The sequence below is a fragment of the Caenimonas soli genome (assembly GCF_013155545.1).
Classification (GTDB): Bacteria; Pseudomonadota; Gammaproteobacteria; order Burkholderiales; family Burkholderiaceae_C; genus Ramlibacter; species Ramlibacter soli.
Window position 1 is genome coordinate 17,970 of sequence record NZ_JABJVV010000006.1, and the last position, 16,709, is coordinate 34,678.

16 protein-coding genes and 1 other RNA gene are annotated in these 16,709 nt (G+C 67.2%); 9 read left to right on the forward strand and 8 right to left on the reverse strand.

Features of this window, described 5'->3' with window-relative positions; genetic code table 11:
- Positions 1-12: 12 nt before the first annotated feature.
- From HNE04_RS10445 to htpX, 5 genes are all read left to right on the forward strand, one after another.
- Positions 13-750 carry an amino acid ABC transporter ATP-binding protein gene (locus HNE04_RS10445; RefSeq protein ID WP_172218548.1) on the forward strand — a complete coding sequence of 246 codons (738 nt, stop codon included), beginning with the start codon at positions 13-15 and terminating at the stop codon, positions 748-750.
- Positions 751-820: 70 nt separating this feature from the next.
- The gene (gene pyrC / locus HNE04_RS10450) at positions 821-1,852 is read left to right on the forward strand and encodes a dihydroorotase (protein ID WP_172218550.1); all 1,032 of its coding nucleotides are present in this window, start codon (positions 821-823) and stop codon (positions 1,850-1,852) included.
- Complete coding sequence (locus HNE04_RS10455) at positions 1,849-2,574, forward strand: NYN domain-containing protein (RefSeq protein WP_172218552.1); 726 nt, start codon at positions 1,849-1,851, stop codon at positions 2,572-2,574. Before pyrC ends, HNE04_RS10455 begins: the two co-directional genes overlap by 4 nt.
- A gap of 2 nt (positions 2,575-2,576) precedes the next feature.
- Complete coding sequence (locus tag HNE04_RS10460; protein ID WP_328700307.1) at positions 2,577-3,341, forward strand: DUF3025 domain-containing protein; 765 nt, start codon at positions 2,577-2,579, stop codon at positions 3,339-3,341.
- Between the two features lie 67 nt (positions 3,342-3,408).
- A complete protein-coding gene (gene htpX / locus HNE04_RS10465) occupies positions 3,409-4,281 on the forward strand; it encodes a protease HtpX (RefSeq protein ID WP_172218554.1) in 873 nt (290 codons plus the stop codon).
- Between the two features lie 57 nt (positions 4,282-4,338).
- Here the strand turns inward: htpX and HNE04_RS10470 are convergent, their stop codons facing one another.
- The 3 genes from HNE04_RS10470 to HNE04_RS10480 form a co-directional block, all read right to left on the reverse strand.
- On the reverse strand, positions 4,339-4,779 hold the full coding sequence (locus HNE04_RS10470; protein WP_172218556.1) for a hypothetical protein: 441 nt from the start codon (positions 4,777-4,779) through the stop codon (positions 4,339-4,341).
- A gap of 85 nt (positions 4,780-4,864) precedes the next feature.
- Positions 4,865-5,227 carry a hypothetical protein gene (locus HNE04_RS10475; protein ID WP_172218558.1) on the reverse strand — a complete coding sequence of 121 codons (363 nt, stop codon included), beginning with the start codon at positions 5,225-5,227 and terminating at the stop codon, positions 4,865-4,867.
- A 104-nt stretch (positions 5,228-5,331) separates the two neighbouring features.
- Positions 5,332-6,999 carry an NAD(P)/FAD-dependent oxidoreductase gene (locus tag HNE04_RS10480; RefSeq protein ID WP_172218560.1) on the reverse strand — a complete coding sequence of 556 codons (1,668 nt, stop codon included), beginning with the start codon at positions 6,997-6,999 and terminating at the stop codon, positions 5,332-5,334.
- Positions 7,000-7,053: 54 nt separating this feature from the next.
- Here HNE04_RS10480 and rnpB point away from each other — a divergent pair.
- Positions 7,054-7,380, forward strand: an RNA gene (gene rnpB, locus HNE04_RS10485) — RNase P RNA component class A.
- Positions 7,381-7,385: 5 nt separating this feature from the next.
- Here rnpB and HNE04_RS10490 read toward each other — a convergent pair.
- The 4 genes from HNE04_RS10490 to HNE04_RS10505 are packed head-to-tail and all read right to left on the reverse strand — an operon-like array spanning position 7,386 to position 12,123.
- Entirely contained in the window at positions 7,386-8,477 is a 1,092-nt protein-coding gene (locus tag HNE04_RS10490) for a M48 family metallopeptidase (protein WP_172218562.1), read from the reverse strand.
- A gap of 18 nt (positions 8,478-8,495) precedes the next feature.
- A complete protein-coding gene (locus HNE04_RS10495) occupies positions 8,496-9,740 on the reverse strand; it encodes a YjgN family protein (protein WP_172218564.1) in 1,245 nt (414 codons plus the stop codon).
- 44 nt (positions 9,741-9,784) lie between these two features.
- Complete coding sequence (locus HNE04_RS10500; protein WP_172218566.1) at positions 9,785-10,492, reverse strand: RNA pseudouridine synthase; 708 nt, start codon at positions 10,490-10,492, stop codon at positions 9,785-9,787.
- Positions 10,489-12,123 carry an MBL fold metallo-hydrolase gene (locus tag HNE04_RS10505; RefSeq protein WP_172218568.1) on the reverse strand — a complete coding sequence of 545 codons (1,635 nt, stop codon included), beginning with the start codon at positions 12,121-12,123 and terminating at the stop codon, positions 10,489-10,491. The genes HNE04_RS10500 and HNE04_RS10505 overlap by 4 nt, the downstream gene beginning before the upstream one ends.
- Before the next feature lie 119 nt (positions 12,124-12,242).
- Here HNE04_RS10505 and dapF point away from each other — a divergent pair, with 119 nt between their 5' ends.
- From dapF to HNE04_RS10520, 3 genes are all read left to right on the forward strand, one after another.
- Complete coding sequence (dapF, locus tag HNE04_RS10510; RefSeq protein WP_172218570.1) at positions 12,243-13,112, forward strand: diaminopimelate epimerase; 870 nt, start codon at positions 12,243-12,245, stop codon at positions 13,110-13,112.
- 283 nt (positions 13,113-13,395) lie between these two features.
- Complete coding sequence (locus HNE04_RS10515; RefSeq protein WP_172219107.1) at positions 13,396-14,073, forward strand: DUF484 family protein; 678 nt, start codon at positions 13,396-13,398, stop codon at positions 14,071-14,073.
- A 1-nt stretch (position 14,074) separates the two neighbouring features.
- A complete protein-coding gene (locus HNE04_RS10520) occupies positions 14,075-14,992 on the forward strand; it encodes a tyrosine recombinase XerC (RefSeq protein WP_172218572.1) in 918 nt (305 codons plus the stop codon).
- Here HNE04_RS10520 and HNE04_RS10525 read toward each other — a convergent pair.
- Complete coding sequence (locus HNE04_RS10525) at positions 14,989-16,668, reverse strand: sensor domain-containing diguanylate cyclase (RefSeq protein WP_172218580.1); 1,680 nt, start codon at positions 16,666-16,668, stop codon at positions 14,989-14,991. The two genes, HNE04_RS10520 and HNE04_RS10525, sit on opposite strands and share 4 nt — an antisense overlap.
- Positions 16,669-16,709: the final 41 nt, after the last annotated feature.

The window sequence follows — 16,709 nt, forward strand, 5'->3', positions numbered from 1 at the left end:
AGAGAAGCTGCCATGATCGAAATGAAGAACGTATCGAAGTGGTATGGGCCGGTGCAGGTCCTTACCGACTGCTCAGTCAAGATCAACAAGGGCGATGTGGTGGTGGTCTGCGGCCCCTCGGGCTCGGGCAAGTCCACCCTGATCAAGACCGTCAACGCGCTGGAGCCCTTCCAGAAGGGCGAGATCACGGTGGACGGCATCCCGGTGCACGACCCCAAGACCGACCTGCCCAAGCTGCGCAGCCGGGTCGGCATGGTGTTCCAGCACTTCGAGCTGTTCCCGCACCTGTCGGTCACCGAGAACCTCACCATCGCCCAGATCAAGGTGCTCAACCGCAGCAAGGACGAGGCCATGGCGCGCGGGCTGAAGATGCTCGACCGCGTGGGCCTGATGGCGCACAAGGACAAGTTTCCCGGCCAGCTGTCGGGCGGCCAGCAGCAGCGCGTGGCGATTGCCCGCGCGCTGTCGATGGACCCGATCGTGATGCTGTTCGACGAGCCCACCTCGGCGCTCGACCCCGAAATGGTGGGCGAGGTGCTGGACGTGATGGTGACGCTGGCCAAGGAAGGCATGACCATGATGGTGGTCACGCACGAGATGGGCTTCGCGCGCAAGGTGGCCAGCCGCGTGATCTTCATCGACGTGGGCGGCAAGATCCTGGAGGATTGCTCCAAGGACGATTTCTTCGGGCATCCCGAGGCGCGCCAGCCGCGCACCAAGGATTTCCTCAACAAGATCCTGGCGCATTAAGCCTGCTGTCATGCCGGACCTGATCCGGCATCCATCTCGACGTGCCGGCCAGTTTGGGACAATACGTCCCATGACCCAGCAAATCACGATCACCCGTCCCGACGACTGGCACCTGCACGTGCGAGACGGCGAGGCCCTGATGGCGGTAGTGCCGCACACGGCCGCGCAGTTCGGCCGCGCCATCATCATGCCCAACCTCAGGCCGCCAATCACGACGGCGGCGCAGGCCACGGCTTACCGGGAGCGCATCCAGGCGGCGGTGCCGAAGGGCTCGAGCTTCCAGCCGCTGATGACGCTGTACCTCACCGACAACCTGCCGCCCGATGAAATCAAGCGGGCCAAGGAGGCCGGGGTTGTCGCCGTCAAGCTCTATCCGGCCGGCGCCACCACCAACAGCGACGCCGGCGTGACCGACATGCGCAAGACCTACAAGACGCTGGAAGCCATGCAGCGCGAGGGCCTGGTGCTGCTGGTCCACGGCGAAGTGACGTCGCCCGAGATCGACCTGTTCGACCGCGAAGCCGCCTTCATCGACACCCAGCTGATTCCGCTGCGGCGCGATTTCCCCGAGCTGAAGATAGTGTTCGAGCACATCACCACGCGCGAGGCGGCGCAGTATGTGCATGCGGCGGACCGCTTCACCGCGGCCACCGTCACCGCGCATCACCTGCTCTACAACCGCAACGCCATCTTCACCGGCGGCATCCGCCCGCATTACTACTGCCTGCCGGTGCTCAAGCGCGAAGTGCATCGCGTGGCGCTGGTCGAGGCGGCGACCTGCGGCAGCACCAAGTTCTTCCTGGGCACCGACAGCGCGCCGCACCCGGCCCACCTGAAGGAGCACGCCAGCGGCTGCGCCGGCTGCTACACGGCGCATGCGGCGATCGAACTCTATGCCGAGGCCTTCGACAACGCCAAGGCGCTGGACAAGCTGGAAGGCTTTGCCAGCTTCCACGGCGCCGACTTCTATGGTTTGCCCCGCAACACGGGCACCATCACCCTGCGACGCGAGAGCTGGACCGTGCCCGAGAACTTCGCGTTCGGTGAGGCCCAGCTGAAGCCCTTGCGCGGGGGCGAAACGCTGGCCTGGAAGCTGGCATGAACAACTCCCGCCGGGTGATGCTGCTCATCGACGCCGACAACGTTTCGGCCGATGTGATCGAGCAGGCGGTGCAGCGCACCATGGTCGAGTACGGCGCCATCCATGTGCGCCGCGCCTATTGCAACGCCGAGGCGGCGGTGAAGCACCAAGCCCTGTTCAAGCGGCTTTCGGTGCGCCCCATGGTCAATCTGTCGGCAGGCAAGAACAGCACCGACATCGCGCTGGCCGTCGATGCGCTCGATCTGGTGATTGCCGAGCGGCCCGAGGTGGTCGTGCTGGTGTCGTCCGATTCGGACTTCGCCCCGCTGGTGATCCGGCTACGCGAGAAGGGCTGCCGCGTGTGCGGCATCGGCCAGCAGGGCAAGACCGGCGAAGAGACCACGACGGTATACGACGAGTTCACCGATCTGCAGCACCAGGCAGCGCGGGCTCCGGCAGCGAAGCGGCCCGTGCGGGCGCCACGCCGGGCCAAGGCGGCCGAGCCCACGCCGATCGCGCCGGTGCTGCCCGAGGACGTGCTGCGCATCCTGGATGCCGTGCCCGAAATGCGCAGCGGTGAGAGGATGGAACTGAACCAGGCCGCTGAGGCATTGCGCGCGGCCAGGCTACTCGGTCGCGGCGGAAGTTCGCTCAAGCTGTTCAAGAAGCACCCCGAACTGTTTGCGCTCACCCCCGAGTCGCGGCCCAGCAAAGTGCAATACCTGGCCCCACGGGGGAGGTGAGCGTGGGCGGCTGGCGGGAACAGCTTCGCGAGCTGGACTCGGGCGGGCCCTGGTTCGCGCCTTGGCGCCTTGTGGGCAACCAGGTAGCCGCTTCGCTGGCCGCAGGTGCACCGCTGCATGAAGCACTGAATGCCCATGCCGCCACCAACCTGCAGTTCGTCGCGGCGCAGGAGCTGCCGCAGGGAATGGCCTACGAGCAGTACATCTTCGAGACCGCCCGCTGCCCCACTCGGGAGAACCTGCACGACTTCTTCAACGGCCTGTGCTGGCTGCAGTTTCCGCTGGCCAAGAAAAGGCTCAACGAGCTGCAGGCCGACGAGATCGCGCGGGCGGGCGTGGGCGGCGTGCGCGGCCCGGTGCGCGATGCGATCACGGTATTCGACGAGAACGGCGCCTTGCTGGACGCGCCGTCCGCGCTATGGCAGGCCTTGTTAGCGCGCGACTGGCCGCGGATCTTCATCGACTTGCGGCCCTTGTGGGCGCAAGCCCGGGTCATCGTCTTCGGCCATGCGCTGCTGGAAAAGCTGGTGCGGCCGCGCAAGGACATCACTGCCCATGTGTGGCGCTTTGCCTGCCCGTCGGGCTCCATGGCCGAGGTGGATCGCTGGCTGGCCGGGCAACTTACCGCCGGCAGCCTGGCCGCCAAGCCGTTCGCGCCGCTGCCCGTGATGGGCGTCCCGGGCTGGAACGCGGAAAACGAGGACCTTTCCTTCTATGATGACGCACTGGTATTTCGTCCAGCCGGGCGCGAAACCTCACGCACTTGATTTGGGGCCAGCCAGCCTCATCTGAGGCGCGAGGTGACCTTTGTCCCACCTCCGGAGAACTGAATTCATGAAACGCATCGTCCTGTTCGTCCTGACCAACCTCGCCGTCGTGGTGGTGCTGGGCATCGTCGCCAGCCTGCTGGGGGTCAACCGCTTTCTCACGGCCAATGGCCTGAACCTGGGGGCCTTGCTCGGCTTCGCGTTCATCATGGGTTTTGGCGGCGCCATCATCTCGCTGCTGATTTCCAAGCCGGTCGCCAAGTGGAGCGCCGGGGTCCAGGTGATCGAGCAGCCGCGCAACGCCGACGAGGCCTGGATCGTGGAGACCGTACGCAAATTCGCCGACAAGGCCGGCATCGGCATGCCCGAGGTCGGGATTTTCGAAGGCGAGCCGAACGCCTTTGCCACCGGCGCCTTCAAGAACAATGCCCTGGTGGCCGTGTCCACCGGCCTGCTGCAGGGCATGACCCGGGAAGAAGTCGAGGCGGTGATTGGCCACGAGGTGGCGCACATCGCCAATGGCGACATGGTGACCATGACGCTGATCCAGGGTGTGATGAACACCTTCGTGGTGTTCCTGTCGCGAGTGGTGGGTTACGCGGTGGACAGCTTCCTCAGCCGCGGCAGCGACCGGTCGGGCCCGGGCATCGGCTACTACGTCACCACCATCGTGCTCGACATCCTGCTGGGCTTCCTGGCCGCCATCATCGTTGCCTGGTTCAGCCGTCAACGCGAATTTCGCGCCGATGCCGGATCGGCCGGCCTGCTGGGCCGCAAGCAGCCCATGATCAATGCGCTGGCGCGCCTGGGCGGCATGGTCCCCGGTGAGCTGCCCAAGAGCATCCAGGCCTTCGGCATCACCTCGGGCGTGGGCAAGCTGTTCTCCACGCACCCGCCGATCGAAGAGCGGATTGCGCGGTTGCAGGCGGCTGCCGCCTGAGGCAGCCCTGAAACGAAAAAGCCGCCCCAGGGCGGCTTTTTTTTGGGGCGCCGGCCGCTATTGCTTCACCGGCGCCTCATCCACGACCTTGAAGGGCATGTCGTCCTTGGTGGCGGGGCGGTGCGTGATGAAGTTCTTGTCGAAGATATTCACGCCGCTAAATACCAGCACATCGCCCAGCTTGGGGACGAAGGTGAGGTACCGATCGTCTTCGTTGAGCCTGAATCCGACCGCCTGGAGCCGTTGCTTCACATAAGGAAAATTGCCCTGGACCAGGGTCATCCTGGTTTCGTCGCGGGGAAAGGGCCGACTCACGTCCGTCGCCAAGGTCTGCATGGCTGTGTCCAGGTTCGCCTGGACCGAGCGCTTCAGCGCGCCGCCGTCGTTCTCCAGCCAGCTGTCTTTCCCCAGCAACGGACGGGCCTCGCCACTCGAAGCGATGTACCTTGTGTTCCATTGCGGCTTGCCATCCGACGCCACCATGCTGGCTTTGATCACGACGAATGGGCGTACCGACGAATCGTTGACGAAGGATAGAACAAGCGCTGGGGTGAGCAACAGCTTGGAACCGCCTACGCGGTCGCTACCCGTGAAATGCGAGCGAAAAAAACGGCTCCGATGACACAATGCGCTGGATGGAGGTTTCGATCTGACCGGTGAGCTTGATCCGAAGCTGCTCCTCGGCCGACTTTACGGCGTCTGCGCCGGAACTCGCGTTCGCGGCATGGGCAACGGCGACCCCGATCAGCCCGAACAGCAGACCTGCGCCCTGGCCTTTCTGATGCCCCGAGATGATCACGTGGCTTTGCGGGATCCGATACACCCCGATCGGGAGATCGGTCCAGCCGGAGAGTTCTTCCCCCGACACCTTCAGCGTGAGGGGCTGCTGCTGCGCAGGCGCAGGCTTGGCGAATTCGAAACTTGCGCATCCGGCCAGTTGGAGCAAGCCAACCAAGGCGCCGATGCAAACGACTTTGCTGCGAAAAGACTTCATGGACCCCTCTTTGTTTGATTCGCGCGGTTGCCGCGCGCGTCAAGCATAAGAGGGCATCACGCCGGGGCCCGCCCGTGTTTCCCCGGATGGACCCGCAGGCGTTCGATGTCGATGGCCACGGCCTCCGCCACTCGGATGCCATCCACCCCCGCCGACAGGATTCCGCCCGCATAGCTGGCGCCTTCACCGGCCGGGTAGAGGCCGCGCACATTCAGGCTCTGGTAGTCGTCGCCGCGGGTGATCTTCAGCGGCGAGGAGGTGCGCGTCTCCACGCCCGTCAGCACGGCGTCGGGCATGTCGAAGCCCTTGATCTTGCGCCCGAACGCGGGCAGGGCTTCGCGCAGTGCCTCGATGGCATAGCCGGGCAGGGCGCCATGCAGGTCGCCCAGCTTCACGCCCGGCTTGTACGAGGGTTCGACGCTCCCTAGCTGCGTGGACGGCCGCCCGGCCAGGAAATCGCCCACCAGCTGGCCCGGCGCCTCATAGGTGCCGCCGCCCAGGACGAAGGCGTTCGATTCCAGCTGCCGCTGCAGGGCGACGCCCGCCAGCGGCCCGCCCGGGTAGTCGCGCGGGTCGATCCCCACCACCATGCCGGCGTTGGCGTTGCGCTCGTTGCGCGAGTACTGGCTCATGCCGTTGGTGACCACGCGTTGCGGCTCGGACGTGGCGGCCACCACGGTGCCGCCGGGGCACATGCAGAAGCTGTACACCGAGCGGCCGTTGCCGGCGTGGTGCACCAGCCGGTAGTCGGCGGCGCCCAGCAGCGGATGGCCGGCATGGCGGCCCCAGCGCGCGCGGTCGATCACGCCCTGCGGGTGCTCGATGCGAAAGCCGATGGAGAAGGGCTTGGCCTCCAGGAACACGCCGCGCTCGTGCAGCATCTCGAAGGTATCGCGCGAGCTGTGGCCCAGTGCCAGCACCAGGTGGTCGGCGCGCATCTCGCTGCTCTGGCCGTTGGCCTGGTTCAGCACCGTGAGGCCGCGCAGCTGGCCGTCCTCGATCAAAAGGTCCGTGACGCGCTGCTGGAAACGGATCTCGCCGCCCATGGCGATGATCTGCTCGCGCATGTTCTCCACCACCTTCACCAGCTTGAAGGTGCCGATGTGGGGGTGGGCGACGTAGAGGATTTCGGCGGGCGCGCCGGCCTTGACGAATTCGCTCATCACCTTGCGGCCCAGGTGCCGCGGATCCTTGATCTGGCTGTAGAGCTTGCCGTCGGAAAAGGTGCCGGCCCCGCCTTCGCCGAACTGCACGTTGCTTTCGGGATTGAGGACGTTCTTGCGCCACAGTCCCCAGGTGTCCTTGGTGCGCTCGCGCACCGGCTTGCCGCGCTCCAGCACGATGGGGCGCAGGCCCATCTGGGCCAGCGCCAGCGCGGCGAAGATGCCGCAGGGCCCGAAACCCACCACCACCGGCCGCATCGGCACGGTGGGCGGCGGCTGCACCGGCGGTTGCCACACCATGTCGGGCGTGGGCGCTATATGCGGGTGGCTGGCCAATCCGGCGAGGATTTCGGCTTCGCGCGCCGGGTCGGCGAGCGTGACGTCGACGATGTACACCGCGGAGAGGATCGGCTTGCGCGCATCGAAGCTGCGCTTGAAGACTTCGACCCCGGCGATGTCGGCGGCGTCCAGGCCCAGCAGCCGCCGGGCCGCCGCGAACAGCGTGGCTTCGGGTTGCTCCGCCTCGGGGAGGGTGAGCTTGATTTCGGAGAGTCTGATCATGTCCTATGGCCCGTGTTCATCAGGCAAATGGGAGAGGGCGGATAATACCCTTGTGAAGCCCGCCAGACCGCCGCTGGTGCAATCTGGGAAACCAGGCACTGGAGGAACGTCCGGACTGCACAGGGCAGCGTAGCAGGTAACACCTGTCCACCGTGAGGTGAGGATCAGAGCAACAGAGACGAGCCGGTTTAGTCCGGGTGAAACGGGCAATCTCTACGCGCAGCAATACCAAATAGGTGAACGTCGAGGCGGCCCGCCGAGTTCACGGGTAGGTAGCACCGAGCTGCTTGGCGACAAGCAGCCCAGATGAATGGCGGTCACGTCGGGCCTTCGCAAGAAGGACCAACGCCACAGAATCCGGCTTATCGGCGGACTTCACACTTTTTTCAGCAGCCTTCGAGCCGGCCTTGCTTCAGCTGCCTTGCACGCAGCGCCGTTGCAGGGTGGCTGCTGAGCAGGCTGGCCACCGCACCGCCTTCTTCCGGTGCGGCCTTGTGCAGCTTGTCCATGGCCAGCAACAGGTCGGCCATGGGGTCCGTGGGCAGTTGGGCTTTGCGCATCAAGGCCACGGCAAAGCAATCGGCTTCGGTTTCGTGGCTGCGCCGATAAGCCAGTCCGGTGAGCAGCGAGCCGCCGATCGACACCAGGCTGGAAACGTCGCCCAAAGCCAGGCCCAGCCCCACGTTCAGGACCGCCTGCTCCACCACCATGCGCGTGGTGTGCCGGTGCACCACATGGCCGATCTCGTGGGCCAGGACGCCCACCAGGGCGTCATCGCCCAGCCCTTGCGCGGCTGCGGCTTCCACCAGGCCGTCGGTCATCACGATGGCTCCGCCGGGCAGTGCAAAGGCGTTGGCGCCCAGGCCGGCACGGAACGACAGCGACAGGCGCGGCGTGTAGCCGCTGTAGCGCTGCAGGCGCGGCTCGAGCTGGCGCGCCAGGGCGTCGAAGCGCTCGCGCAGCTCGGTTTGGCGCGCCGCCGGAAGCTTGCTTGGCTTGAGCCAGGACTGGTCCAGGTCCTGCAAAGCGCGCTGGGACAGGGCGGTCTCCCATTCCAGCGGCACCTGGCGCGTGACCTGGGTCGCGGCCCAGGGCGTGCCCCAGCGGTAGAACGCCCCCAGCGCGGCGGCGGCGACGACCAGCACCGCCAGGAATACCGGCCAGCGGGTTTGCATGCGTTGCGCGAGCGCGGGCCTGTCGCCGGCCGCGGCCAGCGCCGCCTGCCAGCCGGCCACGTCATCGACCTCCAGGCTGCCATGCTCGCGCAGGTCGATGGCCACCGTACGCGGCGCCCGATTGGCACTCCATGACTCGGGCCAGCCCACCTGGGCGCTGCCCAACTCGAGCGTCCGCCCGGGAGGGGCGACCTCGTGCAGGCGCAGGGAGGGCCCTCGACTGGCGGCTTGCAGGCTGACCAGCACGCTGCGGGCCTGGCTGCTGTGCCCGTCGTACCAGCGGCCGCGGATGGGCTCGCTCATGCCAGAAGGCCTACCGGGCTAGCCCACAAGGTCCAGCCCCACCGCATCGGCCAGCGCATCGCCCAGGCCGCCCTGTTGCCGCACCAGTTGGCCCACGAGCTGGTCGAGGCCGCCCTTGACATGCAAGGTGACGGATTCGGTCTTCATGCGGTACTCGCTGACCATGGCAAACGGGCGGTAGAAACCCAGCGTGAGCAGCGTGAGGAACATGTTCATCACGCGCAGCCATACGAAGCGTCTGGTGCGCAGCTTGCACTTGAACCGAGCCACGGTGCTGACGCCCACGTTGTTCCACACCAGCTGGAACATGCGCGCTTCGCGGTAGGCCCTTGCCGGGGCGGAGATCAGGAACAGGCCGAAGATGAAGGCAATGCCGCCCACTACAAAGGCAATGATGGTGCTGACGTGCATCGGCTTGCCGGAAATGCTTGCCAAGGTGCCCCCCACGGCGAGCCCGACGAGTACCGCGAACAGCAGCGCCCCGCCCAGGAACATGCCCAGGGCCGCGGCCCAGATGCGCACGAAATCGCGATAGGCCGGCTTCCAGCGGCCCGCCTGCGCACCGATATGCGCCTTGGTGACGAGCAGGCTCTTGTAGTTGAATTCCAGCCGGATGAGGCACAGCACACTGGCGATCAAGGCGCCCACGACCAGCAGCCAGGCCAGCGGCGGCACCTTGGGCAGCAGCCGCACCACCGCCGTGCCGCTCGCGGGTGCGGCGTCGGCCAAAACCGCGAACGCGGCGACCACGGCGATCCAGACCAGCGCCAGCGCGAAAACGGGCCAGCTGGCCTTGTACACCTCGGCCCAGCTGGCGGCGAACTGCAGCCGCACACCGCGCCAGCGCGTGGCACCCAGCCGAAAGCGCATGGCGCTGGCCCAGAAGTAGGGCGCCAGCGCGGCGCCGGCCAGCAGGAACAGCGAAACGGCGGCGTCCTGGCCGGTTTCCGCGGCAAGCTTGAATGCCACGTAGATCACCACCAGCAGCAGGAAGCCGAACACCATCTTGCGCTGCTGCGCCGTGAACTCCAGCGGGCTGTTGGCGACCAGGGTGTGGCTGTAGAAATATTGCGCCGTGCGCCGGCGTGCAAACGGGGTGTAGAAGCCCAGCGTGACGATGGTCAGCAGGAGATTGACGATCCAGACCCGGAAGAATTCGCCTCCGGACCCGGAAAACTCCAGCGGGAAGGCCTCTATGTCCGGGCCCCCGCCGCGCGTGTCGATGCGGGTGATGGAGCCGAGTGGCGAACTGTCGGTGTTCATCTTCTACTTCCTCCTGCCGAGTGTGAAATCAGTGTAGCAGCGCGTTAGAACCGCTCGCCAGGCTGCAGGTAGCGCCATTGGCCCGGCGCCAGGCCGGCCATCGGCAGCCGCCCCAACCGGATGCGCTTGAGCGACGTGAGGCGCAGGCCCACCTGCTCGCACATCCAGGGAACCACGTACGGCGGTATGCCCTTCACGGCGAAGCGCAGGCGCTTCTCGCTTTGCCAGCTCGCCTTCACCGGTGGCAGGGGCCGGCCCTCGAAGGCCAGCCCGTGGCACAGCAAAGCCAGTCCGTCCGGCGCGATCTGCCCGGAGACCTCGGCCACCAATTCCTGTTCGATGTGCAGCGCGTCCTCGGTGAGCTTGCGCACGATGCGCCGATCCTGGCTGTACACCGCCAGGCCGCTGGCCTGCGAAGGCAAGGGCACGAGGCTGGCCAGCTGCGCGAAATGGCGCTTCACGGTGCGGATGCCGGACGCATCGTCCTTGCTCCGGTTCGCCGGCACCAGCAGGCGCTGGTCTTCGTAGGCAATTCCAACAGGCTTGTGCAAAAGCAAGGTCACCGGTTCCAGGGCCGCTGTGTTGGCGCCCGGGTCCAACTCGACCTTCTGGTCGGTCACGCGAAAGTGGGGCTCCTCGACCACCACCCCATCGACCCGGACCCAGCCGCCCTCTATGTATTGCTCGGCCTCGCGGCGCGAGCACGGCACCATCGCCGCCACATGCTTGGCCAGCCGGATAGGTTCTGTCATTGCGCCAGGCCCAGGGCCTCGATGCGCTGCACGTGGGCCAGCAGCGAGCGCTGGGCCACCGGCCACATGCGCTGCGGCACGTCGTCATAGGCCAGCTCGACCCAGTCATCCAGCGTGCCCTGCGGCCGGGCCTGCATGGCGCCGATGATCTTGGCCTCGCGTTGCAGGCGGTGCGCCTTCAGGCGGGCGATGGCTTGCGGGGCAAAACCCAGCACGTAGCCGTGCGCCGGCATGATGAACTCGATGCCGTGCGTTTCGCAGGCGGCCGAGAGCTTGTCGAGCGAGTCCAGGTAGGCCGTCATGTCGCCGTCCGGCGGATCGACCACCGTGGTGCTGCCGTTGAGCACGTGGTCGCCGGAGAACAGCAGGCCATCTTCCAGCAGCACCAGGCACAGGTGGTTCGCGGCGTGGCCGGGGGTATGGATTACCTTCAGGGTGTGGCGCAGCCCGCCGCCGTCGAGGACGAGTTCTTCGCCATCGACCAGCGCGCGGTCCGGTGTGAATTGGCTCGCCGTGCGGGCCGTAGGCGCCGAGGGCAGGCCCAGGATAGGCGGCTTGCCGGTGCACAGGGCCTGCAGCGGACGGGCCCCGGGCGAATGGTCAGGGTGCGAATGCGTGCAGACGATCATGCGGATGTTGCCGCCGGCGGCGCGCCAGAGGCGCTCCAGGTGTTCAGGCTCGTTGGGCCCCGGGTCGATGGCCAGGTACCCGGTGGCCGGGTCTCCGACGAGATAGCTGTTGGTGCCCGGCCCGGTCATTGCGCCGGGGTTGGGCGCCGTCAGCCGCATCACGTTCTTGAGCAACGGCACCGGCTGCTCGCACTGCCAGTCGAGGTGATGCACGATCTGCCCGTCGGGGCTGACGAGGGTCAGCTCGCCATAGGCCATCTCATGCTCCATGTAGCGCGCGTCGGCGCCCTTGAGCAGTCCGGCCCGCGGGCAACTGGTCCACAGCGGCTGGCCGCCGGCGCAGGCCTGGAGCACCGCTTGCACCCAATCGAATTTCGCCAGCCGCTCCAGCGTGCGGATGGTCGGGAAGATCATGAAGAAGCTGCCGGCCGCGTGGCGTGCCAGCGCGTCGGCGGGCCGCACCCAGACCGGCTCGAACTGCTCGGCTTCGTCGGCGACCGGGCTTTGGCCCTCGGGCATGCGCGCCACCAGGAACGGCACGTCGAAACGGCGCGGCAGGTCGCGATCGGTGACCCAGTGCGCCAGCACGAACACCTGGTCGGCGGCCAGCATCAGGCCCCGCTCACGGCACTGCTCGATCAGCGGCCGGGCGCGGTCCAATGCCGCGACATCCTGCGGATCGGCGGGCCGGCCGTCCGCGTGGCGGGCCAAGAGCACGCCCAGCTCTTCGAAGCTTTCGCGGATGGCGGCCACGGCCTGCGTCAGGCGCTGGCCTTCCTGGCCGGGCCGGTGCACGGCGATGTCGTGGACCTGTGCGTCGGCGGCGTCGATCGTGCCGCCGGGAAAGACGTAGGCGCCCGGCGCGAAGCTGGCCGTGGGCGAACGGCGCGTCATCAGCACTTCGACGCCGTTCTCGGCGTCGCGCAGCAGCAGGACCGTCGCGGCCGGCCGCGGTAGCACGGGTTCGCGCTGGGCATGAAGGAATTGGGAGGAGCGGACCATGAACCAATTATCAATGGGCCAGCGGTCGAGCGCCGTCGGGCCGCCCCAAGGCGCGAGGGGCCCCCTCGGGGGGCAGCGCAGCGGCATGCCGCAAGCGTGGGGGCGCCATAATCCGGTTCATGCGCATCCGTTTCACGAAAATGCAGGGGGCCGGCAACGACTTCGTCGTGCTCGATGAAACCCGCGGCCCGCTCAACCTCACGCCGGGGCAATACCGCTTCCTGGCGGACCGGCACTACGGCGTGGGCGCCGACCAGGTGCTGTCGGTGCGGCCGTCGCCGGCGCAGGGAATCGATTTCGAGTACGTGATCCACAACGCCGACGGCGGCGAGGTGGAGCAGTGCGGCAACGGCGCCCGCTGTTTCGTACGCTATGTGCGCGACAAAGGCCTCACTTCCCGCGACAGCGTCAAGGTGCGCACCGTGTCGGGCGTGATCGAGCCGCGCCTGAACCCCGACGGGCGCGTGACCGTGGATATGGGCCCGCCGGTGTTCGAGCCCGCGGCGATCCCGTTCGATACCGCCGGACTGTCGCCCCAAGCCGACGGCCAATGGGAAAAGTGGCACCTGGCGCTCGGCACCAGCGCCGATTCCGCTATCATTTCTGTAGCTATCCTGTCGATGGGCAACCCCCATGCGGTGCAGGAAGTGCCTGATGTGGACGCGGCGCCGGTGCGCACGCGGGGGCCCTTGATCGAAAACCATCCGCGCTTTCCCAACCGGGTGAACGCCGGGTTCATGCAGATAACCAGCCGCTCCAGCATCCGCCTGCGGGTGTGGGAACGCGGCGCCGGCGAGACCCTGGCTTGCGGCACCGGGGCCTGCGCGGCGGTGGTGTCCGGCATCCGTCTGGGCCTCCTCGACGGCCGGGTGGACGTGGAAACGCGCGGCGGGATGCTGACGATAGAGTGGGCCGGCGGCAATTCCCCGGTGATGATGACCGGCCCGGCCGTCACCGTTTTCGAAGGCGAGATTGAGGTACCAGATTAGGGTCTGTTCACACTGTTTTTGCCAGATGCGTTGCGAGTCAAAAAGGTCATGCGCAAGGCGCGAAACGCGGGCCGGGGTCGGCCCCCGGCCGCGTTTCGCAACGCGGCGCATGGCCTTTTTGGCCGCAACCCGGAGGGAACGTGGTTAAAACCGCGCCACTCGTTGTTACGCTCCTAGCCAAGGCGGCCAGCCTTGGCGTCGTCGCGCGCCTAGATTGGCGCGGTTTTAACCACGTTCGCACTGGCAAAAACAGTGTGAACAGACCCTTATGAAAGCCGACGGCATGAACCCGATCACCGAAGATGACATCGCCAACTACCTGGCGAACTCGCCCGATTTCTTCGCGCGTCATGCGCAGTTGCTGGCATCCGTCCAGCTCACCAGCCCGCACGGCAACCGCGCGGTCAGCCTGCAGGAGCGCCAGGCGGAGATGCTGCGCGAAAAAATCAAGGCGCTGGAGCACCGCGTGATGGACATGGTGCGCCACGGCAACGAGAACATGATCATCGCGGACCGCCTGCACCGCTGGGCGCGCGCCCTGTTCCAGGTGCAATCGGCGCGCGCCTTGCCGGCCACCATCGCCACCGAGATCCGCAGCCAGTTCATGGTGCCCCAGGTCGCCATCAAGGTCTGGGACGTGGCCAGCCGCTACGCCGAGGAAGCTTTCGCGCAGGGCGTGAGCGAGGACGCCAAGAGCTTCGCCTCGTCCCTCACCCAGCCGTACTGCGGCGTGAATTCCGGCTTCGAAGCCGTCAACTGGGTGGATGACACGGCCATGGCCATGTCGCTGGCGCTGATCCCCTTGCGCGATGGCGCCGCCAACAGCACGGGGCCGGCTTTCGGCATGCTGGTGCTGGCCTCGCCGGACCACCAGCGCTTCCAGAGCGGCATGGGAACCGATTTCCTGGAGCGCATCGCCGAGCTGGCGAGCGCCGCGCTGTCGAGGCTGCGCGCGGCTTAGTATGGAACTGGTCGAGCGCTACCTCGAGCATGTGCGGGTCGAAAAACGGCTCGCGGCTCGCACGGTGGAACTCTATGCGCTCGACCTGCAAAAGCTCTCCGAGAACGCCACCAAGGCGGGCGTGGAACTCACCCGAGTACAGAACACGCACATACGGCGCTGGGTGGCGCAGATGCATGGCGCCGGCCGTAGCGGCCGCGGCATCGCGCTCATCCTGTCGGGCTGGCGCGGCTTCTACGTGTGGCTGGGCCGCCAAGGCCTGGTGGACAGCAATCCGGTGCAGGACGTGCGCGCGCCCAAGGCGCCCAAGCCGCTGCCCAAGGCCTTGAGCGTCGATGATTCGGTGCAGCTGGCGGCCTATGCCAACGAAGAGGCCGACCCGTGGCTGGAGGCGCGCGACGTGGCCATGGTGGAACTGCTGTACGGCTGCGGCCTGCGGGTCGGCGAACTGGTCGGGTTGGACGCGAAGGCGAGCAGTGCCGCCCGCGGCTGGATCGATCCGCAGGGCGGCGAGGCGCATGTGCTGGGGAAGGGCGGCAAGCGCCGCACCGTGCCGGTGGGGCGCAAGGCGCTCGAGGCGCTGGAGCTCTGGCTGGCCGTGCGCGAGCAACATGGGAATGGCGAGCAGGCGGCGCTGTTCACGGGCCGCCAGGGCACCCGGCTCACGGCCCAGGCCATCTGGCAGCGCCTGAAACGCCGCAGCCTGCTGGCCGGGCTGGCGACGCCGGTGCACCCGCACATGCTGCGCCATTCATTCGCCAGCCACCTGCTGCAATCCAGCGGTGACTTGCGCGCGGTGCAGGAGTTGCTGGGCCACGCCAACATCACCACCACCCAGGTGTACACCCGCCTGGACTTCCAGCACCTGGCCAAAGCCTACGACGCCGCGCATCCGCGGGCTCACCGGCCGAAGCGTTAGCTCCGGAGCGCGAACACCGCACGCTTGCTGTCGGCCGGCACGGCCGCGAGCAGTGCCTCCAGGCGTTCGACCAGCTGATCGGGGTCGGCTCGCCCGGTAGGCACCAGGGACTGGGCCACCCGCACCTGCGCCACCCATTCGATGGGCTTGTTCTTGAAAGGCATGAGGCAGCGGGCCACCACCCGCGGCCCGGCGGAGGCGGCTTCCTCGGCGGTCACCGGGCCTTCCATCAACATGCCGAAGCGCAGTTCCGAAAGCCTGGCCACGCCGTCGATCTCGCGCGCCGCCGACAGCAGCCGGCCGGCCACGCGCAGCGGCAGTTCCTCGGCGGAGCGGGAGCCGAAATCGCGGCGGATCTGCTCGATGTTGACGATGTCGATCAGCAGCACGGCGCTCTGGTACTTCAGCCGGTGCGAGCGGACCATCATGCGCCTCAGGCGTTCGCCGAACACCTGGCCGTTGATCAGGCCGGTCGCCGGGTCGATGCGCTCCAGGCCCTGGATGCGGCGGTTGTGCTCGCGCCGCTGCTGGCTGCGCACCATGAGGATCACCAACAGCACGGGCAACTCGATGGCGATGCCCACCTGCATGCCGTGCATGGTCCAGAAGCTGATGGGGATGAGGCCCAGCAGGCGCGCGGTCGGAAAAGCGGCGCCGATCATCACGGGCACCGATCCGGCGAGCAACCAGAGCGCGAAACGATCGCCGCGGCGGGCTGCCCAGAGGATGGTGAACGTCGCGACGGAAGTGGCGATAACGATATAGGGCACCATCAGCCGGAATCGGTACGAAGGCGGGGCCAGCATCACGGCCGCCGCCGTCACGACCGACAGCAAGGCCAGGGCTGCCAGCAGCTGGTGCAGCCGGCGCGATCGCTCCGGCAGCGACACCACGGCCGAGAAGAACCAGACCAGGGCGCCGACGGCGAGCACCGGCAGCACCATGGACGAAAGGTCGTTCCACCACGGCAGGTTGGGCCACAGGTGCAAGCCGCCGATCCCGGTCATGGCCGCCTGGCTCAGGCCCATCAGGGCGACGCTGAGCGCATAGAAGGCATAAGCGCTGTCGCGCAAGGAAACGGCGCTGAGCACGCCCAGCATGACGGCCAGGCCGGCCAGCCCGAAATAGATGCCCAGGATCAGCGAGGTGCGCTGCTCGTGGCGGCTCAGGTAGCTTTCGCTCACGAAGGACAGGGGCGCGCTGTAGCTGTGCGGATTCTCCACGCGCAGCAGGTAGCTGCGCGGCTCCTCCGCCGAAACGACGACTGGCAGCAACGGGTGGCGATGGGGCACGGGCCAGCTGGCCACGGGCAAGGTGTCTCCGGCGGATTGCGGAATCCACTGCCCGACGCTGTCGGGGGTGTAGAGCGTCACGCGGTTGACCGACGGATAGGGAATTTCCAGGTACCAGCGCTCGGCGTCCGGCGCGGGTGGCACGGCGAAGCGGATCCACAGGGCCTTGCCTGTGGACAGGGGATAGATCGCGCCCTCGCGGGTCGGCGTCCAGGGGAGGGTCTGGTCGGTGGCGACGTTCTCGGCCTTGGCCTCGCCGGTCGTGTCCATCCAGGTGTCGCCCCAGTCCTGCAGCGCCACCGGTTGGTGGGCCGGGTCCAGATCGAGCACGGTTCGGCCCAGGGCAGGCCCCATCACGCTGACTGCCAGAAGCAGGGCGGCCATCCACCGCCACCTGCGATCCTTGAAGCCCATTTTTTTTGTGT